Source organism: Candidatus Glassbacteria bacterium (assembly GCA_019456185.1).
GTDB lineage: Bacteria > Gemmatimonadota > Glassbacteria > GWA2-58-10 > GWA2-58-10 > JAJRTS01.
This window is the reverse complement of the sequence record VRUH01000027.1, coordinates 1-24,517: the sequence shown is the minus strand read 5'-3', so window position 1 is coordinate 24,517 and position 24,517 is coordinate 1. Positions and strand designations below refer to the sequence as shown.

The 24,517-nt window shown below is 54.7% G+C and carries 23 protein-coding genes, 1 tRNA gene and 1 riboswitch; of the genes, 19 read left to right on the top strand and 5 right to left on the bottom strand.

The window, feature by feature from the left end:
- Positions 1-21: 21 nt before the first annotated feature.
- Positions 22-160, bottom strand: a riboswitch (cobalamin riboswitch).
- Between the two features lie 698 nt (positions 161-858).
- Together FVQ81_10905 and FVQ81_10900 are read left to right on the top strand one after the other, a co-directional pair.
- The gene (locus tag FVQ81_10905) at positions 859-2,661 is read left to right on the top strand and encodes an SLC13 family permease (GenBank protein MBW7997054.1); all 1,803 of its coding nucleotides are present in this window, start codon (positions 859-861) and stop codon (positions 2,659-2,661) included.
- 36 nt (positions 2,662-2,697) lie between these two features.
- Positions 2,698-3,633, top strand: coding sequence for a DUF2971 domain-containing protein (locus FVQ81_10900; protein ID MBW7997053.1), 936 nt, complete (start codon positions 2,698-2,700; stop codon positions 3,631-3,633).
- Between the two features lie 528 nt (positions 3,634-4,161).
- Here the strand turns inward: FVQ81_10900 and FVQ81_10895 are convergent.
- Positions 4,162-5,460 (bottom strand): T9SS type A sorting domain-containing protein, encoded by a 1,299-nt coding sequence (locus FVQ81_10895; GenBank protein MBW7997052.1) that lies wholly within the window; start codon positions 5,458-5,460, stop codon positions 4,162-4,164.
- Positions 5,461-6,111: 651 nt separating this feature from the next.
- Here FVQ81_10895 and FVQ81_10890 point away from each other — a divergent pair.
- The 9 genes from FVQ81_10890 to FVQ81_10850 all read left to right on the top strand — a co-directional run bounded on the left by FVQ81_10890 (position 6,112) and on the right by FVQ81_10850 (position 13,955).
- Positions 6,112-6,561 (top strand): Rrf2 family transcriptional regulator, encoded by a 450-nt coding sequence (locus FVQ81_10890; protein MBW7997051.1) that lies wholly within the window; start codon positions 6,112-6,114, stop codon positions 6,559-6,561.
- A gap of 66 nt (positions 6,562-6,627) precedes the next feature.
- Positions 6,628-6,855, top strand: coding sequence for a DUF2061 domain-containing protein (locus FVQ81_10885; protein ID MBW7997050.1), 228 nt, complete (start codon positions 6,628-6,630; stop codon positions 6,853-6,855).
- Between the two features lie 21 nt (positions 6,856-6,876).
- A complete protein-coding gene (locus FVQ81_10880) occupies positions 6,877-7,599 on the top strand; it encodes a phosphoadenylyl-sulfate reductase (protein MBW7997049.1) in 723 nt (240 codons plus the stop codon).
- 192 nt (positions 7,600-7,791) lie between these two features.
- Positions 7,792-9,030 carry a threonine synthase gene (locus FVQ81_10875; GenBank protein ID MBW7997048.1) on the top strand — a complete coding sequence of 413 codons (1,239 nt, stop codon included), beginning with the start codon at positions 7,792-7,794 and terminating at the stop codon, positions 9,028-9,030.
- A 26-nt stretch (positions 9,031-9,056) separates the two neighbouring features.
- Positions 9,057-9,320, top strand: coding sequence for a MoaD/ThiS family protein (locus FVQ81_10870; GenBank protein ID MBW7997047.1), 264 nt, complete (start codon positions 9,057-9,059; stop codon positions 9,318-9,320).
- A 180-nt stretch (positions 9,321-9,500) separates the two neighbouring features.
- Complete coding sequence (locus FVQ81_10865) at positions 9,501-10,325, top strand: HesA/MoeB/ThiF family protein (protein MBW7997046.1); 825 nt, start codon at positions 9,501-9,503, stop codon at positions 10,323-10,325.
- Between the two features lie 68 nt (positions 10,326-10,393).
- Positions 10,394-11,392 carry a cysteine synthase family protein gene (locus tag FVQ81_10860; GenBank protein MBW7997045.1) on the top strand — a complete coding sequence of 333 codons (999 nt, stop codon included), beginning with the start codon at positions 10,394-10,396 and terminating at the stop codon, positions 11,390-11,392.
- Positions 11,393-11,587: 195 nt separating this feature from the next.
- On the top strand, positions 11,588-12,961 hold the full coding sequence (locus FVQ81_10855; GenBank protein ID MBW7997044.1) for a 4Fe-4S dicluster domain-containing protein: 1,374 nt from the start codon (positions 11,588-11,590) through the stop codon (positions 12,959-12,961).
- Between the two features lie 790 nt (positions 12,962-13,751).
- A complete protein-coding gene (locus tag FVQ81_10850; protein ID MBW7997043.1) occupies positions 13,752-13,955 on the top strand; it encodes a cold shock domain-containing protein in 204 nt (67 codons plus the stop codon).
- Positions 13,956-14,029: 74 nt separating this feature from the next.
- On the opposite strand, the gene FVQ81_10845 is transcribed toward FVQ81_10850, so the two are convergent.
- The 3 genes from FVQ81_10845 to FVQ81_10835 all read right to left on the bottom strand — a co-directional run bounded on the left by FVQ81_10845 (position 14,030) and on the right by FVQ81_10835 (position 14,830).
- A complete protein-coding gene (locus tag FVQ81_10845) occupies positions 14,030-14,314 on the bottom strand; it encodes a PilZ domain-containing protein (protein ID MBW7997042.1) in 285 nt (94 codons plus the stop codon).
- A gap of 154 nt (positions 14,315-14,468) precedes the next feature.
- A tRNA-Gly gene (locus FVQ81_10840) sits at positions 14,469-14,543 on the bottom strand.
- A gap of 92 nt (positions 14,544-14,635) precedes the next feature.
- Entirely contained in the window at positions 14,636-14,830 is a 195-nt protein-coding gene (locus FVQ81_10835; GenBank protein MBW7997041.1) for a hypothetical protein, read from the bottom strand.
- A 243-nt stretch (positions 14,831-15,073) separates the two neighbouring features.
- Between FVQ81_10835 and FVQ81_10830 the strand changes: the two genes are divergently transcribed.
- The 7 genes from FVQ81_10830 (at position 15,074) to hflC (ending at position 20,877) form a co-directional block, all read left to right on the top strand.
- Entirely contained in the window at positions 15,074-15,802 is a 729-nt protein-coding gene (locus FVQ81_10830) for a ribonuclease PH (protein MBW7997040.1), read from the top strand.
- A 4-nt stretch (positions 15,803-15,806) separates the two neighbouring features.
- Positions 15,807-16,409, top strand: coding sequence for an XTP/dITP diphosphatase (locus tag FVQ81_10825; GenBank protein MBW7997039.1), 603 nt, complete (start codon positions 15,807-15,809; stop codon positions 16,407-16,409).
- A gap of 314 nt (positions 16,410-16,723) precedes the next feature.
- Positions 16,724-17,653, top strand: a complete 930-nt coding sequence (cysK, locus tag FVQ81_10820; protein MBW7997038.1) for a cysteine synthase A — start codon at positions 16,724-16,726, stop codon at positions 17,651-17,653.
- 6 nt (positions 17,654-17,659) lie between these two features.
- Positions 17,660-18,463, top strand: coding sequence for a HesA/MoeB/ThiF family protein (locus FVQ81_10815; protein ID MBW7997037.1), 804 nt, complete (start codon positions 17,660-17,662; stop codon positions 18,461-18,463).
- Positions 18,460-18,699, top strand: coding sequence for a sulfurtransferase TusA family protein (locus FVQ81_10810; protein ID MBW7997036.1), 240 nt, complete (start codon positions 18,460-18,462; stop codon positions 18,697-18,699). The genes FVQ81_10815 and FVQ81_10810 overlap by 4 nt, the downstream gene beginning before the upstream one ends.
- A gap of 301 nt (positions 18,700-19,000) precedes the next feature.
- Positions 19,001-19,948 (top strand): FtsH protease activity modulator HflK, encoded by a 948-nt coding sequence (gene hflK / locus FVQ81_10805; protein MBW7997035.1) that lies wholly within the window; start codon positions 19,001-19,003, stop codon positions 19,946-19,948.
- Positions 19,949-20,019: 71 nt separating this feature from the next.
- Positions 20,020-20,877, top strand: coding sequence for a protease modulator HflC (gene hflC, locus FVQ81_10800; protein ID MBW7997034.1), 858 nt, complete (start codon positions 20,020-20,022; stop codon positions 20,875-20,877).
- 13 nt (positions 20,878-20,890) lie between these two features.
- On the opposite strand, the gene FVQ81_10795 is transcribed toward hflC, so the two are convergent.
- Positions 20,891-21,706 carry a DUF72 domain-containing protein gene (locus tag FVQ81_10795; protein MBW7997033.1) on the bottom strand — a complete coding sequence of 272 codons (816 nt, stop codon included), beginning with the start codon at positions 21,704-21,706 and terminating at the stop codon, positions 20,891-20,893.
- A 197-nt stretch (positions 21,707-21,903) separates the two neighbouring features.
- Here FVQ81_10795 and FVQ81_10790 point away from each other — a divergent pair, with 197 nt between their 5' ends.
- Positions 21,904-24,036, top strand: coding sequence for a hypothetical protein (locus FVQ81_10790; protein MBW7997032.1), 2,133 nt, complete (start codon positions 21,904-21,906; stop codon positions 24,034-24,036).
- Positions 24,037-24,517: the final 481 nt, after the last annotated feature.

The following is a 24,517-nucleotide window of genomic DNA, read 5'->3' as shown; positions in this document are numbered from 1 at the left end:
AAAGCGCATCGCTTTTTCCCAAGGTTTTCCGGCTTGGGAGCGGGTCGTCCAAGGGAGCCTGTCTTCCCATCCGCATCCGATACGGACAGTGACCGGCTCCGGCCCATCGGTGCTCCCCACGGCTGCACGTCAGCGCGGGATTGCTCACCCGACTTCCCTTGCAAGAAAAAGCTAGTACGTGATTGTAAGTTCGCTGGTTGGCGAACCAGGTTAAAGGTAACATCTGCGGGCGCGAAATACAAGAAGCTTGCCGGAAACCGGCTTTCAGAGCCGTTCTGTCAGCGGAATGAATTCGGTGAACGCGGTTTTGAAACTGCGGTGCCGTTTTTAGCGGTGGCTGGCTGCCAGCTCCTTCAGGCGGTACTTGTCGGTAAGGGGGGAGCCAACCCGGGCCGCGTCGCTCTCGCGCACGCCCGGCAAGCGGCCGGTCGATATTCTGCAAATCCGTGTTTTTCCCGGTACCCCCGGCGTGAGGTAACAGGTAAATCGTTTTCATAATGCTCCCGGAAATTTGCCGTGAAAGAGGTTGTTAATAGTTGCCGTTGCATGTAGTATTGCATGGACATGACTAGAAATGGATATTAATCTCTCCTGAGGAAAAATACTAACCCTCTGGCAGTCAATCATGTTAGATATTTGTTAGAAATGTGTTGGCAAAAACGCCTCTGGAACGGGTGAGGATGGGATGGCCTGTACGAGACCTGAGGACGACCGGTGTGCAATCTTGCCGGCGCTTGATCGAGAGGATCGCAATAATAATGGCTCTGTGGCCTGAGAAGGTTTTTCCGTTATTGGTTCTCTATCAGCAGGTTGGACTCGCAGGGCGGGTCACAATTCAGGATTTCGAGTGAGCTGACAATGCCGAACTGGGAAATCTCCTTTACCGTATTCGTGCTCGGAACAATATTCTGGGGTCTGCTGCGCAAATACCCGCCCGACCTTCTGCTGATCGGTGGCGTTGTGCTGTGCGGGGTGGCGGGGATTGTCAGCCCGCACGAGGCGTTCTCCGGTTTCGCCAATACCGGTATGCTGACCGTGGCGGCTTTGTACGTCGTCGTGGCCGGACTGACCGAAACCGGTGCGCTGGAGATAATCGGCAGGCAGTTTCTGGGCAAGGTCAAATCCGAGCTGAGCCTGATCAAGAGAATGACCTTTTTCGTTCCATCTGTTTCAGCCTTCCTGAACAACACGCCGGTCGTGGCGATGTTTATCCCGATAATCTACAACTGGTGCAAGGCCCACCGGGTTTCGCCCTCGCGGCTGCTGATTCCCCTGAGCTACTTGTCGATTCTGGGCGGCACCTGCACACTGATCGGCACCAGCACCAACCTGGTGGTCAACGGATTGATGGTCGAGCAGTGGGAGCTGAACCGGCAGCTGTTTTCATCCCTGCACCCGATCGGGATGTTCGAATTGAGCGTGGTCGGGATCCCGTATGCGGTGATCGGGACCATCTATCTGCTGGTCTGGGGCAGGCGGGCGCTGCCCAGTCATGTCGACCTGACGGAGAAAATCGCCGACGCCCGCCGGGAGTACCTGGTCAACATGAAAGTGTCCGTAGGCTGCCGGCTGGCCGGGCGGATGGTGGAGGAAGCGGGCCTGCGTCACCTGCCCGGGCTGTTCCTGATCGAGATCGTCCGCAACGGCCAGGTAATCGCCCCCGTGCGTCCCGACGAGATTATCCGCGAACAGGATATCCTGACCTTTACCGGGGTGGCGTCGACCATCGTCGATCTCGATAAAATCGCCGGGCTGGAACCGGTGGGCGAGACCCCGTACACGGATATGATTATCAAACAGAAAGCCGGGATGATGTGCGAGGCGGTGATCTCAAACACTTCGCCGCTGATAGGTAAAACCGTGCGCGCCGGCGATTTCCGCGCCAAGTACAACGCGGCGATCATGGCGATCAACCGCGGCGACCAGCACCTGCGCGGAAAAGTGGGCGATATTGTCCTGCGCGCAGGGGATACCCTGCTGATCCAGGCCGGACCGCATTTCATCCGCGCCAACCGCAACAACCCTGATTTTTACCTGGTCGGCGGGATCGAGGACTCCCGCCCGGTCCGTCACGACAAGGCCATCCTGTCGATCTCCCTGCTGGGACTGCTCGTACTGCTGATGACTACCAGGGTGATGCCGATCGTCTACTCGGCGTTCCTGGTGGGGGGGCTGATGGTGGCTACGCGGTGTGTGTCATTTTCCGTGGCGCGCCAGAAAATCGACTGGTCCATCCTGGTGACAATCGCCGCTGCGTTGGGGATGGGCAAGGCCCTGGTCAATTCCGGGCTGGTGGAGAGCGTGACCGGGCTGCTGGTGAACAATATCGGTGGATTGAGCAACATGGTGCTGCTGGCGCTGATTTTCCTGCTGAGCTCGGTGTTCACCGAGATAATCACCAACAACGCGTCCGCCGCACTGATGTTTCCGTTCGCGGTCAGCCTGGCCGTCCAACTCGGCGTGGACCCGCGCTCGTTCGTGATGGCGGTAGTATTCGGCGCCTCGGCCAGTTTCGCCACACCCCTGGGCTACCAGACCAACCTGATGGTTTACGGGCCCGGCGGCTACCGTCTGAGCGATTTCCTGAAAGCCGGCATTCCGCTGAACCTGATCCTGATGCTCACCGCCACCCTGCTGATTCCGAGGTTCTGGCCGTTCTGAGTAGCTGCAATAGTTATCATTGTTAGAAGGTTATAAATGATAGTACTCTACAAATTCATAAGACCTGAACGCTTGGATATCCTCGAAAATTGTTTGATCCGATTCACTCAAGCGGGATATTTTAATGATCCATTTGAGAATTTACCGTTTATAGACGCAATGCTAGAGCGTGAAGAAATCGAAAGCTTTTTAGAAAAAAATGTTTGGAGCAGATTTGACGAAGACGCATATAAAAAGGAATTTTCACGAATGAAGAAGGAAAATCCCTTAATTTCAAATTTGCCCAAAGAGGTAATTAACTTATTGCAGGAGATACCAGCGGATCAGGCAATTGCTCAAGCAAAAGAGTTGGCAGAACCATTATTTGAAAATTTTTTGGGGCTTAACACGGATGCAATGAAAATACAAGTCCAGCAATCTTTAAGGGAATCTTTTGATACAAGATTTGGTGTGCTGTGTTTGAGTGAAAATTATGACAATCACCTTATGTGGTCGCACTATACTGATTGTCATAAGGGCTACGTGATAGGATTCGATTCTTCAAATAAATTCTTCGACAAAAGAAGAAATGAAAGTGATCAAATAAACAAAATAAAGAAGGTAAACTATACTAACGAAAGGCCGGAGTATGCAGGCTTCTCTTTCTCAAAGAATGAACAACAACAAATAGAGCATATGGCTGCGATCTTTTTTCTAACCAAGGCAAAAATTTGGGAATACGAACAAGAATGGCGTTTTATCAGAGAACTAGAATGTGCAGACAAGTACATTGAAGTGAATGGTGAGAAGATTTGTCTTTATAAATTCCCTGCTGGCGCAATATGTACAGTAATACTTGGCTGCAAAAGAACAGAAGCATTTAAGGTAAAAGTAGAATATATTTTAAGTCACAAGCAATATTCTCACGTAAATCTTTTCCAAGTCGGCATTGATTTACGGCAATATAGTTTGAACTATGAGCAGTTAAAATGATTTATGAAAATCCCGCAAAATACTCCGCTCTGTGGGTGGAGATGTATGCGGAGCAGGGGCAAGGGGGATTCAATCCCCCTCCGCGCCTTTCAAGATGCCCCGCTCTGTGGGCGGGGTCATTCACTCGACAATGTTTTGGCTTTGGGAATAGCCGGGGCATTGGTAGGGCTTGGGATAGTCGGCAGCCTGGCGGCTTCCCGGCCGATCCCGCTGAGGGGTCTTTTTTTCTGCGCGGCGATCCTGTCCAGGAACATCGAGGCCAGCGGGACTATCTCTTCCCGCCGCCCGCGAAGAGGCGGGGCATCAATTTAAGCGACATTTGACTCTTGCTACCGTCTTAACTTTCTTATACACAAATACAGTTTTCCCTCGTAACCACCCTTATGGCCCAAGATTGTTTAAACGAATATTTAGTCAGACCTCTGTTCGAATTCGTCACCCAATGAAATATAGAAAGCCGTGCCCTCGCCCGAGTACAGCAGCGATGAAACACGGCTTTTTAAATTGCTTTCCACCTGATCCGGGTAATTATTTCAGTAAGACCATCTTTCTCGTCATGACGAAACCGGACGCTTCCATCCTGTAGAAATAGACTCCGCTGGAGAGAATGCGGCCGGAGTTATCAGTACCATCCCAGGTGACACTGTATTGACCGGGTTCAATGATTCCCTTGACAAGTGTACGGACCAGCCTCCCTCTGCTGTCGAATACTTTCAGCGCTACCGGTACGGCCCCGCCTTCGGGCACGGTGTAACTGATCTCTGTGCTTGGATTAAACGGATTTGGTGCGCTTGGACTCAGGGAATGGAATTTGGGCAGATTGCTCCGGCCAGCTACGGCGTCCAATTCACCCTTTCCGAAAATCTCATTCAGAGCATCCTTGAGAGAAAGCATACTCAACCCATCATTGCTTCCAATCCACAGCCTGCCTTGATCATCCAGCATAATGACGTTGGTCGAATTATCCGCCAAGCCATCCTCAGCGGAAAACGAAAACCAGTTTGAACCGTCGAACATACTCAATCCACCACCATAAGTGGCGAACCACATATTGCCCGACTGGTCGACGGTAATGCCCCAGACATCGTTGCTCGCCAAACCGTCTTCCGTAGTATAAGCTGTCCATGAAATGCCGTCGAACTTGAAAACTCCTTTTGCTCTAGTCCCGAACCACATATTTCCCTGCAGGTCCTGGGCGATAGCCCGCACCTCGGTTGGCCCGAGTTCATTCTCTGCATCGTAGATCACCCATTCGAAACCGTCCCACCTGGTAACGCCGGCAGTTTTGGTTCCGAACCAGAAATTACCCTCCGCATCTATGAAGATACTGGTGACATACTGGCTACCCAACCCATCCGCCTCACCATAAGTAATCCAGTTAGCTCCATCATATTTACTCACACCTCTTTGCGTAGCAATCCACATATTTCCCTGAGCGTCTTCGACAATCTGAAAGGAATTGTTACCGGCAAGGCCGTCGATACTGGTATAGGTAACCCAGTCCATTCCATCGAATCTACTCACTCCGGCCGAGGTGGCAAACCAGACGTTGCCATTGGAGTCGAGCGTAATATCTCTTATGGCAGCTCCGCTCAGGCCGCTGTTAGCGGCAGTGAACTCGATCAGCGTCGAACCGTCAAATCTGCCGGCCCCATTGTTTTTACCACCGAACCACAGGTTCCCAGCCTGATCGATGGCAAGACTTCTGATTCTGTTGCTGACCAACCCGTCCGGAACGGAATAATTCGTGAACAGGTCCCCCGCAAATACCTCGGGGCAAATCAGCAAAGCCAGGGCCGTACAACAAACTAATAGTTTCCTGGCCATAACTTCCTCCTCCAGAGTAGGTTTGGGCAACAGACTATTGACCACACCTTTAATTAACTAACCTGAATTGCTTCAAGAATTATTTTTCGTTTCCCCGAACCTTGACCTGATAAAATATGAATATCCCCAGCCTGGCGTGTTCAAATCTCGATGCCGGAAAAGCTTCCTTTTTCAAAGTCCTTTATACAATTGTTTGTGTTAATAAAACCCCACGGGAGAATGAATAAACCCTCGCATGTAAACTGGCCGAGTTCAAGAAATTGTTAATCCGGCTCAGGTTATCTTTTTAGGCTGTACTATACACCACTCCCTTTTCAATTATAAGAGCAACAGCAAAGTTTGTCAAGTATATGGAAAATTATAATGTGCAGGTTCGCCAATTCTCATTTTAAAGCTCGATCTTGAATAATACTTCAGATTTATACACGGCAAAGATCTCTTGTAAAGCTAAAGGATAAGCGGTTCTACAATGGTTTTTATGTGGTTGATTAGGCAGATTCCGGCAGCGCCAGCTTGAAATCGTACTTGTTTTCGGGGGGGGGGGCACCGTTTACAAAGAGAGGCTGGATTTTGACTTGACAATTGAATAGAAAGAAAATATTATATAATACAACACTTTCCCGATTGAAATAGTCGAGAAGCTGCGGGTCTATGATTATCTCAAAAAAGTGCCAATATGCGCTTCGCGCAGTTTTTGAGCTTGCCAAGTATTATGGCCAGCATCCTTTAAAGATTGCCCATGTCGCCCAGAAACAGGCCATCCCGGCGAGATTTCTGGAGGTAATTCTCTGCGAACTCAAGAAAACCGGTTTTGTCCAGTCTCAAAGGGGCAATGAAGGAGGATATCTTTTATCCGTATCGCCGGCAAAACTGACAGTGGGTGAGGTGATCCGCTTCTTCCTTGGGCCAGTCGGCCCGGTAGACTGCTTGATCGAAGACTCCCAGGAAGGCTGCCCTCTATACGGGGACTGTGCATTCATACCTATGTGGGAAAAAGTCCAGACAGCCGTTAACGAAATCTACGACAACACTACTTTCCAGGAGCTCGTAGATCAGGAGAAGTGGAGAACAACAACATACGATCATTCTTATGTAATCTAAGCTTGAAGCGGATCGTTTTTTTCTCTATAAAGTCGATCATTCCAATCGAGATAATAATTAACGCAAATGAGTATTGAATCCCATCACAGAAGTGTTGCAAAAGCTTTAAGTTGGCGGATTCTGGCAATAGCGATAACAGCAGGTGTTGCCTGGATAATTACTGGAAATATACAGTTCGCGGCCACCATAGGGGTGGTGGACAGTCTGGTCAAGCTTGGAATTTATTACCTTCATGAAAGGGTTTGGAACAAGCTGAGTTTTGGTCGGCAGGAACCACCGGAACACAGCATTTAAATTTGACTCAAAGGGGGGCTGATGAATATGTCGGGCAGTCTGCAAAAAGAGGATATAAAAAGCCTTGTGGAAGGACTCAACTTCGCCCAGAAAGTTGATCGATCAATGGAGTTGATTCATGAGGCTTACGATAAGTTTGGAGAAAAGCTGGTCGTGGCTAACAGCCTTGGCAAAGATTCCATGGCTGTCTGGCATCTGGCCAGACGGGTCAGCCCGGATATCAGAGGCTTTATTGTTACAACCCGGCACAAGCCCAGGGAAACGGTAGAGTTTATGCAGGAGATAGTCTCATTATATCCCGCGATCAGGGTATTCAAAAGCGATGATCCAATTCCCGATGACCTCTACAAGACAAACCCAAACCGTTGCTGTGATATCCTCAAGGTGAAACCGACCCGCCAGGCTATCGAAGAGATGCATGTGGAGTGCTGGGTTACCGGGCTGCGCTGCACCGAGGGGCAGACAAGGACCGATTTCCAGGAAAACGAGGAGCGTGATCAAGGGTTGGTTAAGCTTAACCCGATCTTGATTTGGTACGAACGCGAGATCTGGCAGTATCTGGCCCTCCATCAGGTTCCGGTGAATCCGCTGTATGCCAAGGGTTATCGTTCCCTGGGCTGCGAACCGTGCACTGCTATTTCCAGCGGTCCGGACGAACGTGCCGGCAGGTGGGTAGGTACGAGCAAAGCGGGTGGAGAATGCGGGATGCATACGCGGCCGTTGAAGGTCGATTATGAAATCTGAATTCATCTTTCAAGGCCCGGGATAAATCCAAGTAGACTAGCATGTGTTGACTGTCTTGTTCTCGGTTTATTGGTTCACGTTGTTTTAAAAGTCTCCTTGTCGGATACTGCGGCATCGCCTGATCTTGCTACCTGAATGGGTGTCCGGATAGGACAGGTAAGGCGGAAAATCATCGTTTCAAGGGAGGACTGATTGGGGAACGTCATTGGATTAAAGTGCAAAGAGAGCGATTGCGCCAGAAAATACCCCGTTGAGCCGCGGCATATCTGCGAGTATTGTTTCGGCAAGTTGGAAGTGGAATACGACTACGAATCAATTCGCAGCTCTATCAGCCGACAGACCATCGAACAGCGTTCTCCCGACATGTGGCGCTACAGAGAGTTCCTCCCCTTGAAGGGTAAGCCTCAGGTAGGAAAGGAGGTCGGATTCACTCCGTTGACCAGGGCCAGGAACCTCGAGCGTGTTCTGGGGCACGGAGAAGTTTTTATCAAGAACGATGCGGTAAATTATCCTACGCTTTCGTTCAAAGACCGGGTTGTCTCGGTGGCCCTTTCCAAAGCCAGGGAATTCGGCTTCGACACAGTGGCCTGCGCCACGACCGGGAACCTGGGAAACAGCCTTGCCGCCCAATCGAGGCAGGTGAACCTGAAGTGTTTCATTTTTATGCCTGCCGAGCTGGAACAGGGGAAGATCATCGGCACGGCAGTTTATGGAGTAAATGTGATAGGGATCGCAGGCAATTATGATAATGTCAACCGCCTCTGCACTGAGATAGCCGACCGCTACGGCTGGGCATTCGTCAATATCAATATCCGTCCCTATTATGCCGAAGGCTCTAAGACCTTTGCTTTTGAGATCCTGGAACAGCTGGGCTGGAAAGCTCCAAAGCATATTGTCGTTCCCATGGCCGGAGGTTCTCTGATCACCAAGGTGGAAAAAGCGCTGAATGAATTTATTGAAGCGGGGCTGGTGGAAAACAATGAAACCAAGATTCACGGGGCCCAGGCCGCAGGATGCAACCCGATTTCGGCAGCTGTCCAATCCGGTGCTGAGATGTTTACACCTGTCAGGCCCCAGACTATCGCCCATTCAATTGCCATCGGGAACCCGGCGGACGGTTTTTACGCGATGGAGACCATTCGCCGCACTGGCGGCTGGGCGGAAGACGCCACAGATAAAGAAATAGTCGGAGCGATCAAGCTGCTGGCTGAAACCGAGGGTATTTTTACCGAAACCGCCGGAGGTGTAACCCTGGCAGTTACGAAAAAGCTCATCGACCAGGGAAAAATCCCCAGTGATGAGTCGGTTGTGATCAGTATTACAGGCAACGGTCTTAAGACGCAGGAAGCGCTGGCCGGGAGTCTGAAGGAGCGCCCGGTAATTGAGGCGAAGCTGGAAGACATCGAGGCCCTGCTATCGGTCCCGGCATAATCAATAAACTTTGGAGGGAAACTACTATGCCGATTAATGTCAGAACCGGAACAGCACTGAGAAATCTTTTGGGCGGCAATCAGGAATCGTCGACGCAAGGGGCGACTGTAAGAGAAATCCTCGAGAATCTCGGCATAGCTGACCGCCTTTGTGACGATTCGGGCAAGGTACGCCGGCATTTCAATATCCATGTGAACGAGGGAGAGGAAATCCGTCTTCTCCAAGGACTTGATACACCGGTCAAGGATGGTGATACGGTAACTATCATTTCCGCCATTGCAGGGGGATGATTTAATCTCCCAGCTTATCTGCATTCAGCAAACCGGGCAAGATCGATCCGGAATCTCCATTACAGTGCAAGGCAATTTCCAATTTGTTGGAGCAGAATTAGGAACCCATCTGAAGAAACAAGCGCAACGAAGCAAAGAATTGAACATCCAGCAACCAACCTGAATAGCCAGGGAGTGGAAATGGAGTTTGTTTTCAGCGATGAACAGATAGAACGATTCTCCCGCCACATCATCCTTCAGGAAGTGGGCGGGGAAGGACAGCGGAAATTGTTGGAATCGAGCGCGCTGGTAATCGGGGCGGGCGGGCTAGGCTCGCCGGTTCTGATGTACCTCTCTGCGGCGGGTATCGGCAGGCTCGGCGTGGTTGACGGGGACACTGTAGAGCTTTCAAATCTTCAGCGGCAGATCATTCACGGCACCGATGACCTGGGCAGGAACAAGACGGTTTCAGCTAAAGAGGTTATCGCCGGCATCAACCCTGATTGTAAGATCGAGGCTATTCCCGAGCGGCTGAACGTGGAAAACGCAAAGGATATAATCAGCGGATATGATGTAGTCCTGGACGGCTGCGACAACTTTCCCACGCGTTTCCTGGTTGCTGATTGCTGTTTCTTCGAGAATATCCCCCTGGTCTCGGCGGCTTCCCTGCGGTTCGAGGGCCAGTTGTTGACAATCCTTCCAGGAGAGGGAAACCCCTGCTACCGCTGCATGATCCCTGAACCTCCTCCTCCGGGCCTGGTGCCCAACTGCCAGGAGGCGGGAATACTCGGGGCAGTTGTGGGCGCCATGGGCACTTTGCAGGCGGTGGAGGCACTTAAACTTCTACTCGGCATAGGGCAGTTGTTTTCACATAAGATGATGGTTTATGATGCACTTGAGGGTAGTTTTACGATCCTGAAGCGAGTTCCTGATCCGGCCTGCCCGTTGTGTGGGAAACATCCCGGTATTACCAGTCTCGTACAATACGACACGGATTGTTCAATAGTTTCCCCTGAGAGCGCATAGTGATCTGTACGATCAGCAAATGAATAAAAACAAGCTGGTTCCTGAGCCAGTGAAAGTAAGGGGAGAAGATGAATACCAGGGTGAATGAAAAGAAGGCTCTTGAAGCCAATCACGCTCTGCGGCGTTACGATGACATCAGGGATTTAATCTCTTCAGTAGATAATCCTTCTCCATTGATGAAAGTAAAGCGGTTGGTCCCGGGGGAGTCATTCGATCTATACTTGAAACTGGAATGGTTCAACCCCTTTGGTTCTATCAAGGACCGGACGGCGTTATATATGTTGCGCGGCATGGAAGAGAGGGGTGAACTGGAGGGCAAAGAGCTGGTAGAACCGACCTCCGGCAACACCGGGATCGCACTGGCTGCACTGGCTGCACTTATGCGGAAAAAACTGGCGGTGACTATTCCGGATGGAGTGCCTGATGAGAAAAAGGTACTGCTCAGAATGCTGGGGGCTGAGGTTTGGCCGACCCCGGATGACCTCTGCCCGGTGGACCATCCCAAAGATGGTGCCATCGCACTGGCGCATTCGTTTGTCAATAGCGCCGATGGCCGAGAACGATATGCAATGCCTAACCAATATGAAAACCAGGACAATGTTAAAGCTCATTACGAAACCACGGGGCCGGAAATCTGGAAGCAGACCGAGGGGCGGGTAAAGTTCTTTTTTGCCGGCTTAGGAACCTGTGGGACAATCACCGGAGTAGGACGTTATCTCAAGGAGAAAAATCCCGCCATTCAAATAATCGCTATCGAACCGCAGAAGGGGCATCGATTGCCCGGCTTGAAGAACCTGGAGGAATCCAAACCACCTGCAATCCTTGATCGCAATGTAATTGACCGGGTAGTCCGGGTAAATGATGAACCCGCTTATGATGTGACAAAACAACTGTTTCGTGAGGAGGGGTTGATTGTTGGGCCTTCGACCGGAGCCATAGTTCATGCCGCAATTGAATTCGGCAAATCTGAAGAGGGCCTGGCGGTGGCAGTTTCCCCGGACAGCGGGTTTAAATATACGAGCTTTTTTACTGACATTCTGGGCGAGGAAGGCAAACCGAAGGAATAAAATGATAATTGAGCGGCCTGTTCTGTTTGTAAGTATCGGGAAGTGCTCTGCTTTGCTGTGTGTGCTTTTGAAAGGAATAAAGGCCGGCCCCCAATTCTTCGACGCACAAAAGCGATTAGTCAATACCGGTGGCCGATGTCGTGAAGTGATGGCGTGCTGGCTGCACTTCAAGTGATCTTGAGGAGGAAAAGGGCGATGCCAGAGAACAAACAAAAGCAGCTTTCCGTCGAGGAAAAGCTGCGCCGGACAAAAATGACCGTCGACCGGAACCTCGAGGAACGGGCCCGGCGGCGGAAGGTCCCTGTCGAGGTGCCGGTGGCAGGAGCGCGCGGAACGACCCCACTGCGGGGAGACCTCTCCTTCGACCAGCTCAAGGCGGGCGGATACATCAAACAGCGCCAGAAGGATCTTTTCACCGTCCGTTGCCGCTGCCCGGGCGGCCGCGTTCCTGCTGCGTGGTTGAGGGCAGTGGCCGACGCCTGCGAACACTACGGCAAAGGGTATGTCCACCTCTCCTTTCGGCAGTCGCTGGAAGTGCCGTATGTCAGCTATGAAGACTTCCCTTCGGTGACGGACCTGCTGGCTCAAGCCGGGGTGAATGTTGCGACCTGCGGCCCCCGGGTGCGCGTGCCTACGGCCTGCTCAGGCTGCGAGTACAATCCGAACGGGCTGACAGACACGCAAGCGATGGCGAAGTTGGTGGACCAGGAGTTCTTCGGCGAGGAGTATTACCACAAGTTCAAGATATCCTTCTCCGGCTGTCCGATTGATTGCGCGCGAACCAACGAAATGGACTTGGCCTTCCAGGGAGCCGCCTATCCGTTATGGGACGAGGCGACCTGCACCGGCTGCACCATCTGTTCGAAGGCTTGTCTGGAGGGTGCTATCGTGCCCGATCCGGAGTCCGGGGCGCCGCAGTTTGAGCCGTCCAAGTGTCTCTATTGCGCAGACTGCATACGCGCGTGCCCGACCGAATCGTGGAGCGCCGGAAGCGTCGGATGGATCGTCCGCATAGGGGGCCGCCACGGCCGCCATCCGCATAACGGCACTGTGGTCGCGCGACTGATTTCCGATGAGAAGGTGGTGTCTGTCATCCGGACCGTGCTCGACTGGTATGGCGAGCACGGAAAGGAGCATGGGCGCACGCGCATTGGGGAACTTTTGAAGGCGCCCGGAGCCATGAAATCGATGCTGGACAGCCTGGAGACGGTCGTTGGCCCGTCCCTGGTGCGCGAAGCGCCGCCGCCCGAGCCGGTGGTGATCCATCGTTATCCGGACTATGAACCTTCGTGGCTGCGGGACACCGGTGCGGCTCCACGGCAGGGCCAGCAGCGATTCGTCATCAACCGCACGGTTGACGTCACCGGTCTTACCTGTCCTCTCCCGTTTGCGAAAAACAAGCTGGCGCTTGATGCAATGGAGGCCGGGCAAAAACTCGAAATCCTCGTCGATGGCACCGAGGTCGGCACATTGTCCAAAAGTATCAAGGCGGATGGACATCGGATCATCGGCACGGATGCGTTCGACGACGACCGGTTCCGCTTGGTGGTCGAGCGGGGCTCGCTATGAGTTCAGCGCGCATCAAGGGGGCATATGACTACTGCTATGCACCGGCACGTTTACACCACCAATGTTAGAGACTTGTGGATCAGCCTTGACGATCTCCGGCTTCTCCCAGGCCACAGAGACAGGTCAACGACAGACAGATATGTCACATATGATCGCATACCGCGGCGGGGGTATCTCTGTCTGCATTACCGAGGCTGAGGAAATGAAAAAACCCCGGCTTTAGAACCGAGGTTATTCGGGGGAAGGGGGCCGGGTGTAAGATGAGCTACAGGGCCGTTATATTAGAAGCTGTTTCATAACCTTAAAACGGGACAACTCCCGCCTGCTTCGCAGGCACCCCCTTTGTTAAGGGGAAATTGTCCGGTCTCAGGTTTTTTCGTATGTTGGCTGGGGTTATCCGGTTTTAGTCCCCCTGAGAAAAGGGGGAAACAGGGGGTTGTGTTTTTAAGGGTTACCCGCCAACGGGCGAAATTTAAAATAAAACCCAGTTATGAAACAGCTTCTAGCACGTGTATGCAGTGATTTTTACAGTCTGGTATTGCCACAAAAAAATAGACCCCTGATTAAGGTACTTTTACCAGCCGTTCATACTGGACCGGAGTTTTATACCCCTCTGTTTTTAATTTGACATTCCAATGATATTATATTAACCTCCTTTCATAGATCCGTATAACAGCATATCGGACAGGCCGGCCGCGAAGAGAGCGACGGCGGACAATGATTCTTTTTCGCTAGCAAAGTAATAAGTCAAATCATTCCAGGAGCTTTTCAAATTCAAGGAGGTGAAGACTTGAAAGGTAAGATAAGCAGCATTATCCGGGGCAAGGGTTTTGGCTTCATCGATGCAGAAGATGGGCAGGAGGTTTTCTTTCATCGATCCTCTTTGGAAGGAATGGATTTTGACGCTTTAGAAAATGGCAACAGTGTAGAGTTCGAAGTGGAGGAAGGGCCTAAAGGCCTAAGGGCAGTGAAAGTAAGCATGGCAGAGTCATAATTTGAAACTAACAAGGTAAATCGTGGTGGCAATGGGGTGACACAGATGGATGTTTCGATTCGCGGCATTTCGCTTTAATACTTCCACCCCTTTGATCCTGAAGTGAATTGGAAGCCGTAAAGCATTTCACCTTCTTCTTCCCTTGCCCATACAAGCTGTACCTCTCTTTCTATCATTTCAACACCAAACTCAAGACGAACTCTGCATCTAATTGGTTCTTTAATCTTGAATCGGAAACCGTTTTCTGAGATGTCTATCGATTCAGCCAGAAGACTATGTGCGTCTATGAACAAATCAAGTTCTGTATTGAAGGGCTTTCGCACATCTCTCCTTCTGTCATTTTCTTTGCCTTTATTCATACATTATGTCCCCTTGCGTGATTGAACCGCTTCTCGCTTGAACTCCGCATCATAGCTCTTTTTGCCTGAACTCATCGCTACACCTCCTGCTCTCAAGTTAATTTGAGTATTGGAGGTGTCCACTATATTGTAGCAACATCAAGCCTGTCATTATTGGAGCGGGCGATGGGGTTCGAACCCACGACGTCCAGCTTGGGAAGCTGACATTCTACCACTGAATTACGCCCGCATTTTTTGTATTTTTTGCAAACAAAACTTTTCTATGAAGATATATTTTGCTGGAAAGGTTGTCAATAAGCTCAGAGGTATCACGGAAAAAAATCAGGCGGAGCGGCGCAGGGGCTGGAACTGCAGTTTGGCCGGAGAATCGTTCAGCGGCGCCTCCGGACGGGTGAAAAACTGATACCCGCTGTCTCGACCGTTGAGCACCATCAGCTTATCGAACATCCACAGAGCCAGCAGAACGCTGAGCGCGGCAACCAGGCTGGCCAGGATCAGGGTCTTCTTAATCAGCATGGCTCGGATCTCCTCATCTTGAACTGAACAGTTTCTTCATCAATATGATTATCGGCAGAAAACGGGCGAATCTTTAATAAGTTGCTCGGTTACAGGCAGTTAAACGATTTTTCGGCCCGGGGGAGACTGCGGCTTGACAGGCGCTCTCAGCTGCGGCTGTTCCTTGTCTGGGGCTGAAAATCTGCTATCTTAGGACATGCTGATCCTGCAAATTTCGAATTCACCGGCAAAGGGCGGATACTGATGGAGAGTACGGATAAACAACACAGAAAATGGAACGAATTGAGGACGACAAGGTTTGACGCCGGAGTCTCGATTCACGCCGAAGGCTCGTGCCTGGCCGTGATGGGCGACACCCGGGTGCTGTGCATGGCGACAATCGAGGATGGAGTGCCGCCGTTCCTGGATGGCAAGGGCAGAGGCTGGGTGACCGCCGAATACGGAATGCTGCCGCGCAGCACGAACACCCGTCAGCCCAGGGAACGCTCACGCTCCGGCGCGGGCGGCCGGGTGCTGGAGATCAGCAGACTGATCGGCCGGAGCCTGCGGATGACTGTTGACCTCGAAGCCCTGGGCGAACGGACCGTTACCCTGGACTGCGATGTTATCCAGGCCGACGGCGGTACGCGCTGCTGTGCGATCAACGGGGCGATGGTGGCCCTGTATCTCGCTCTGGAAAGACTCGTGCAGGCCGGTGACCTGCCGGCTAACCCCTGCAAAAGACTTGTCAGCGCGGTGAGTGTCGGGCTGGTGGATGGCAGCCCCGTGCTCGATCTGGATTACGCGGCCGACAGCAACGCCGAGGTGGACATGAACGTTGTGATGACCGATGACGGCGGGCTGGTGGAGGTCCAGGGCACGGCCGAGAAAGAACCGATGAGCCGCGAAGACCTTGACAGGCTGCTGGAACTGACCTCGGCTGGTATCAAGACTATTGTTGAGCTGCAGAAAGAGGTGCTTGGTATTGGCTGAACAGATGCTGCTGGTCGCGACAACAAACCTGGGCAAAATTATCGAGTTGGGCGAGCTGCTGGCCGATGCGGAAGTTGAGGTGCTGGGACTGGAGGATATCCCCCAGGGCAAACAGAAACCGCCGGAGGAGCACGGTCTGACCTTCCGCGAAAACGCCGTAGCCAAGGCGAGCTGCTGGCGTCAGCGGACCGGCCTGGCGACGGTGGCCGATGACAGCGGCCTGGTTGTGGATATTCTCGACGGCGAGCCGGGCATCCACTCCGCGCGCTATGCCGGAGCGACTGCCTCGGATGCGGACAACAACAATTATCTGCTGAACAAGCTTGACGGGATGCCGGCCGAAAATCGTAAAGCCGCGTTCCACTGCTGCCTGGCTCTCTGCAGACCCGGCCGGGAGCCGGTTACATTCGAGGGCAGGGCGGAGGGAGTGATCCTCGATACTCCCCGAGGCGGCATGGGGTTCGGCTACGATCCGTTGTTCTATTACCCTCCGCTCGGGAAAACATTCGCCCAGCTTGATCCCGCTGAAAAGAACAGGGTCAGCCATCGCGCAGTCGCCCTCCGCAAATTTCTCGACTGGCTCGAACATCATTCGTTATCCGACTAGCTCCTTTTCCACAAAGACGGCACCGGGTGTTGACAAAGAGCGCTGCCCGGATTATATTGTCTACTAATACTATCGAGATAATGATATATGATCCGGTGTACTTCACTTAGCAGGGTAGTCCGCCGCGCTTAATCCGTAACGGGAGGAGGCATGCCGCAGAGATCGAAGGATCAGCGGCGGCATTATTGCCCGGGCTGAATTTTACCACGCTGGCACCGGCCTACGCCGGTACCGCAGCAGAATAAATGACTTGTTGTGAAGAGGTTCGGAAACGTATAAGTTAGCTGAGAGGCTTTCTGAGGGGAGGATAAATCATGGGCAGGATTTACGATGATATAACGCAGACTATCGGCCGGACGCCGCTGGTGAAGCTCAACAGGATAGCCGCCGGTGTTGACGCAGAAATTGTGGCCAAACTCGAGTTTTTCAACCCGCTCGGTTCGGTGAAGGACCGGATCGGGGTCAACATGATCGAGGCCGCGGAGAAAGACGGCAAGCTGAACAAAGACTCGGTAATTATCGAGCCGACCAGCGGCAATACCGGAATCTCCCTGGCGTTCGTGGCCGCGGCCAGGGGCTACCGCCTGATCCTGACCATGCCGGACACGATGACTGTCGAGCGCCGCAGTATTCTCAAGGCGCTGGGCGCCGAGCTGGTACTTACACCCGGCGATCAGGGGATGAAAGGAGCGCTGGAGAAGGCCGAGGAACTGGCAGCCGATACTCCGAACTCGTTCGTGCCGCAGCAGTTCAAGAACCCGGCCAATCCCGATATCCATCGCCGCACCACCGCCGAGGAAATCTGGAACGACACTGACGGCAAGATTGACATCCTCGTCTCCGGTGTCGGTACGGGCGGGACTATTACTGGGGTGAGCGAGGTGATCAGGAAGCGCAAGCCGGAATTCAAGGCCTATGCTGTCGAGCCGGTCGAAAGCGCGGTGCTCTCCGGCGAATGCCCCGGACCACACAAGATCCAGGGGATCGGCGCCGGATTCAAGCCCGACATCCTGAACATGGACGTGGTCGACGGGATCTTGACGGTCAGCACTGAAGAGTCGATCGAAATAGCGCGCAGGCTGGCCCGCGAGGAAGGTATTTTCGCCGGTGTCTCCAGCGGCGCCGCGGTCCATGCGGCCCTTCAGTTGGCGGGCCGCGCCGAGAACAAGGGCAAGCTGATTGTCACGGTGCTGCCCAGCACGGGCGAGCGCTATCTCAGCCATCCGCTGTACGCGGATATCTAGGGCCTGATGGAGCTGGACGAAAAACAGATTGAACGCTACAGCCGCAATATCGTGCTGGCCGAGATCGGAGTCGAGGGCCAGCGGAAGCTGCGCGCTGCCGGCGTACTGATTGTCGGAGCCGGCGGACTTGGTTCGCCGGCTTCGCTGTATCTGGCGGCCGCCGGAGTGGGCTGCCTGGGGATTGTCGATCCGGACCTGGTGGATTTAAGCAACCTCCAGCGCCAGGTGCTCCACGCTACTCCCGGAGTGGGTACGTCCAAGGCCGAGTCCGCGGCGGCGCGCCTGCGGGATTTGAACCCGGATGTCGAAATCGAGTGCCGTGCCGAGCGCCTGACCGCAGATAACGCCCTCGAGTTGATCGAGCGGTATGACTTCGTGGTGGACGGCACGGATAATTTTGCGGCCAAGTACCTGATCAACGACGCCTGCGTGCTTGCCGGGAAACCGTATTCGCATGCCGGTGTCCTCGGTTTCGGGGGACAGGTGTTTACCTGGGAGCCGCCGGCCGGAAAGCACCCTTGCCTGCGCTGCCTGGTACCGGAGCCGCCCTCGCCGTCTGAAACGCCAGACTGCGCGCGCAGCGGAGTGCTGGGGCCTGCGGTGGGTATCGTGGGCAGTATCCAGGCAGCCGAGGCGATCAAATCGATCTGCGGAACCGGCGGAGGGCTGACCGGCAGGCTGCTCTCGATAGACGCCCTGCGGATGCGGTTCCCCACGGTCGTAACCGCTGCCGCACCCGATTGCCCGGTGTGTTCGACAACTGCGGAAATATGCTCTCTTGACGATTCCGTTTACCTGGATCAGCCATGAATAAACCGGCCGGACAAACACTGGACCTCCGCGGAACTCCCTGCCCGATGAATTTCGTGCGGATCAAGCTCGAACTGGACCGGCTAGGCGCAGGTAAAGACCTCGCTGTGACCGCCGATGGCGGAGACACTGGGCGGGACATTCTGCGCAGTCTCCGGGAACAGGGGTTCGTGGTGCGGAATGTCCGGGAGCACGAGAAATGGATAGAGTTTGCAGTGAGCAATTCCCACGGCTGAGTTTTTTGCACAGCCTTGACATGTTTTTTTCCCCGCAACATACATTGGAACCTTGACACTCCACTCGATGTACTCGCCCTGCTGCGGGATATTGTCGAGGAAACGTGCAACTGAATGCAACTCGCCGTTCCCCCTCAAGATAGATACCACCGCGCCCGCCCTGCTTGACAAACCGTACCGTCTTAGCCTAGATTAACCTTTCGCATGTTCAGTCCGGAGATACTATCTCTTTCTGTTTCCACTCTATTTGGAGGCCCTGATGCCAGCCGGAGATTTTGAAATTAACATACCCGAAATCAGAATGCCCAGCCTGAACAGGAAAACTATCACACTGGCGGTAATAGTGATCCTGGGCCTGTGGCTGGCCAGCGGGTTCTACATGGTGGATACCGACGAGCTGGGCGTGGTGCTGCGCTTCGGCAAGCTGTCCAATGTCACCGAACCCGGACTCAACTACCACCTGCCGTACCCTGTCGAATCTGTCGAAACTCCCAGGGTGACCGAAGTCAAGCGCGTGGAGATCGGTTTCCGCACGATTTACCAGGGTCCCCCGGCGCGCTATGAGGACATGCCGGAGGAGAGCCTGATGCTCACCGGCGATGAGAATATCGTCGATATCGACTTGATCGTCCAGTTCAAGATCAAGGACCCGGCGGCCTATCTCTTCGAGGTGCGCGACGTCTACCAGACGGTCAAAAGCGCCTCGGAAGCCACCATGCGCCAGGTGGTGGGCTACCACAATATCGACGAAGCCCTGACCGACGGCAAGTTCGAGATCCAGCAGGAAATCCAGCAGAAACTCCAGGAGATACTCGATCTCTACAACGCCGGCGTGATGGTGGTGGCCGTGCAACTGCAGGACGTCCACCCGCCGGCGGAAGTGGTGGATGCGTTCAAGGACGTGGCCAGCGCGCTCGAGGATAAGAACAAGTATATCAACCAGGCCCAGGGGTACCAGAACGACATTATCCCGCGCACCAGGGGCCGGGCCGAGCAGCTCATCCGTCAGGCCGAGAGCTACCGCGAGCAGCGCACGCTCCACGCCCAGGGTGAAGCCAGCAGGTTCGAGCGGGTGCTGGCCGAATACAGGCAGGCCCCGCAGGTAACCGAAACGCGGCTCTATCTGGAAACGATGGAGAAAGTGATGCCGAGAGTGAAAAAGTATATCGCCAAAACCGGGAATACGGGGACCAATCTGATGCCGCTGCTTGACATGCGGACCGCTCCCCGCTCCGGCGGCAACCAGTAACACCTGCACGGAGGGAAGCACGGCGAGACCTTTTTTCAATAAACCCAACCCGGTCTTGAAGGAGATCTAAAATGTCTTTAAGAAAGAATGTGATACTCGCGCTGGTGGTGCTGCTGGTTATAGTCGGCGCCAACAGCATGTTCAGTGTCCGGGAGACCGAACAGGTGGTGGTGACCAAGTTCGGTAAGCCGATAAAAATTATCAATGAAGCGGGGCTGAATTTCAGGATACCGTTCATCCATAAGCTGCGTGTTTTCGACCGCCGGCTGCTGGATTACGACAGCGCGCCCACCGAGATCCTGACCCAGGACAAGAAGACCCTCTTCGTGGATAACTACGCCAAGTGGCGGATCAACGATCCGCTCAAGGTTCTGCAGACAGTCCAGAACGAAATCGGCGCCCAGGCCCGGCTCGACGACATAATTTACTCCGAGATACGCACGGAACTGGGAAGCCACGCGTTCCACGATATTATCAGCTCCAAGCGCGCTGAAATCATGGAGACAGTCACCCGTAAATGCAACGAACTCACCCAGGACTACGGGATCGACGTGCTGGACGTGAGGATCAAGCGCGCCGACCTGCCCCGGGAGAACGAAAATGCGATTTTCGCCCGCATGGAGGCCGAGCGCAACCGGATCGCCAACCAGTACCGCAGCGAGGGCGATGAGGAGGCGCTGAAGATCAGGGCCGAGACCGACAAACAGGCGGTGATTATCATGGCCGAGGCGGAGAAGACGGCGCAGGAAGTGCGGGGCGAGGGCGACGCCGAGGCGACCAGGATCTATGCCTCGGCCTACAACAAGGACCGGGGGTTTTACGAGCTGGTGCGTACCCTGGAGGCCTACGAAAAGGCGATCGACAGCACGACCACCCTCATCCTCTCGACCGACGCCGAGTTTTTCAAGTATCTCTGGAAGGGGCCATAACCGGCCCCGAGTGTCAGATCAGGCGCTGCTGGTCCTCGGCTCCCGACGGCGGGCCGAGGCCCAGCAGCTGCCGCATCCGCCGGGCGTTCTGCACGGCCTGGCCGTTGAGGTGGTTGTTGAACATCACGAACGTCTCAGCGCACTGCCTGCCCAGCCAGCCGATACCGCGCACCCACTCGCGCAATTCATCGTCGGTGTATAGATAGTCATAGCGCTCTGCCGGGTCGTCGTGGCCGTACCATCGCCCCGCGTTGCGGCCGTGGAAGCGGACATAGCCCATCCGCGTGGAAGTCATCACGGTTTCCGGCGGCAGCAGGCCCTCGATTGCCGGTTCATCCACGCAGCAGAAAGCAGCATCCAGCCCGCGCAGCCAGCTCCAGACCTCCCTGCCCGTCCACGCCGAGTTGCGGAATTCGACCACGGGAGTTACCGGCTGCACCCGCTCGATCAGCCGCGCCAGGAAATCCATCTCCGCCTGACCCCGGTGGAAACTGTTGGGGAACTGCAGCAGGACGCAGGCCAGCTTGCCGGACTCGCGCAGGGGCCTGATCGCTTCGAGAAACTTTTCCAAGCTGGCTTCGGCGCCCTGGTTGCGTTCGTGGGTAATCCCCTGGAAAGCTTTAACCGCCACCTCGAAATCGTCCGGTGTGCGCTCTGCCAGGTTCCATACCAAAGCGGGCGATGGGATGGCATAGTAGCTGGAGTTGAGTTCCAGGCAGCGGAAATGACGTACGTACCAGGCCAGGAAATCCTTTTTCGCCGCGCCTTCGGGATAAAACACTCCCCGCCAGTCATCGTACGAATATCCACAGGTGCCCACGTTGATCATCGCTGTCTCTCCATGCCCGGGGTCAACTGTTCCAGCTTACCACCCGATCCCGCCCGGCGCAAGCTAAGCGGCCGGGGCAGAAACTAGTTTGCCCCGAACGCGCTTGGCAGTATTTTAGAGTCGTGTTCCGACCGGGTCGGAATCGTCAGTATTAAACCATTAACGACAGCAAAGACTGGGACAGGGGACGTTTCCGCATGCCGACACCTGAAGATTTTCACTTCTGCGTCCAGTATTACCGTCAGCCAACGCCCACTCCCGATGAGTGGGAGGACGACCTTCGCCATATCGCCGGTCTCGGGTTCACGGCGATTCAGCTCCGGCCCCAGTGGGCCTGGCACGAGGTGGAGGAGGGGACTTTCCGCTGGGACGACATGGACTGCCTGATCGAACTGGCGGAGCGCAACGGCCTGATGGTCCTGTTCAAATTCTTTCTCGAAAGCGCTCCGGCCTGGCTGTTCAAAAACTATGACGCCCAGCGGGTGGCGCCCGATGGCGTCCCGATCAGGCCCAGGGCCAGGGGCTCTTTTCCGCTGGGCGGCTGGATGCCCTGTTTCGACAACCCGGTTGTCTGGGAGAAAGCCTCGCGGTTTGTGCGCTCCGGGGTGGAACGTTTCCGCGAGCGGAAAAATATCCTGGGCTGGCACCTGTGGAACGAACCGCGCAGCCGCCCGTTCGCCGACTGCGCCTGCAAGCATTCGCGGACCGTGTATCGCAAGTGGCTGGCGGACAACTTCGGATCGGTGGAGCGGTTCAACGAAACTTTCGGGCTGGCGGTGCGCGCCTGGAAGGATATCGACCCTCCGCCCGATATCTCGGGCTACTACGACAGCTGGTTGTGGCGACGCTCGCGGGCCGATGCGGTGGCCTGGTGGGTAAGGCGGATGGCCGAACTTGTGCGCGGGCTTGATCCCGAACGTCCGCTGTTCTGCCACGTGGGTTTCAACACCGTGCTCCAGCCCACCTTTATCGACACCAGTCACGATCTGCTCACCAGCCGCGAAGTGGACGTGTTCGGCACCAGCCTGCCGCACTGGACCGGCGATTTCCACACCTTCTTCAAGGTCGACCGCTCGGCGCTCTTCAGCAATCCCGGGTTCAGGGACGAGGCTTACCTCTACGGGATGCAGGCGCGCTGGATGGGGGCGGTGAAAGATTACTTCTGGATCAACGAGGTCTACGGCAATTCGTGGAACTACATGGCCGAGGACTACACCGGCCAGGACCTGCGGTTCATGCTCGGCTCCACTCTCAGCGAGGGCGCGCGCGGGATCGTGATCTGGCAGTTCAAGAGCGAAAGGTTCAGCGAGGAATCTCTCACCAGCGGGCTGGTTGAAATCGACGGGTCGGATACCGACCGCAGCCTGGCGGTATCGGAGCTGTGCAGGGCCGCTCGCCGCGACCCCGCGGCGTTCCGCTCCTGGCGGCCGGAGAAAGCGCGCGTGGCGGTGGTGTTCGATTTCGCGGCAGACATGTACAGCCAGATGGAAGACGCGGAAAATAGCGAGCGCGTGGGCACAGTCTGCTACCGCTACAAGGAATCGGTCAAGGGATGGTTCAGCCTGCTCTGGCGGCAGGGACTGGCTGTCGACCTGGTGGCGGTGGAAAAGCTGGAACAGATTCGCGGCTACGAGTTGATAGTCCTGCCGTATTGCCACCTGGTCAGCCAGGAGATGTCCTATGTCCTGGCAGGCTATGTGATCGAGGGCGGGACGCTGGTGGCCGACCCCGGCCTGGCGTTTCGCGACAGGCGCGCCTGGGTCCAGCCGGTTCGGCCGGGTCAGGGACTCGACACCCTGTTCGGCTGCCGGGAGAAGAAGCTGAAAGCCCTGCTGAAACCGGTGGAGGTCACGGCGCTCGAGGTCACTCTGCAGGCACACGGCATGCTGGCCGGGTTGGAAACATACGGCTCGGGACAGGACCTCTCCGGCGGGGGGAACAGATTGATCGGCAACACGGCGGGCAAGGGACGGACTTTCTATTGCGGATTCTATCCGGGCTTGAGCTGCCGGGCCGGTGAGCGGGAAGCGGCCTCACTCGTCTCCCGCCTGCTGAACGAGGCGGGAATCGAGACCGGCTGGAGCGAGGGGGCGCCGTTGTTGAGAGTGCGGAAAGGAACCGTGGGCCGGGGCCAGCCCGCCGCCTGGGTGCTCAATTTCGAGCCGGACGCTCAGCCGCTTCCGCTGGCGAGCCTGGAAAAAGGCTTATATCGCTGCGCCATTACCGGCAAACATTTCGATACGGCCGATACCGGGGCTGTGATCGCCGGGCGCGAGGTGATGTTCCTGGTGCCGGAAGATTTTGAAACAGGTGCCAGACCAGTTGACTGAAATAGAGCTTATTTCAAAACCTCTTGGGATTGGTTTAAGGATATCAGGTTACTGAAACCAATCTTAATGGTTACCCCTGTGAAGCTTAGGGCACGGTGTTTTTTCCGGTAGGGCGGCGGCAATTCCGGGCCGCATGTTTGAGCCTGGGCAAAAGCAGCGGATCTTTTAGCGCTGATCCCACGTCGGATCATCTGATCCGTCTCTGTCTGGTGCGCTTTCAAATGTCCCGACGCACTTCGTCGGGACATTTCAGGCCTTCCGCGCCGGCAGCGTGTTTTTTGCCGCTTTAACAATGAAGGTTGAAGCGCCCTGACTGCCAATGCGAGTTCGGCCGGCGAAAAGGCTTTTGCTCTACTTTTGGCCACAAAAGTAGAAAAACAGTCGTGCTTCTTTTTTAATTAGGGTCAGTAGTGTCCGGTTAAACTAAAAACAAAGCGGGCTAAGCCCCATTCTTATTAGATTTGCAGCAGTGAACGACAAA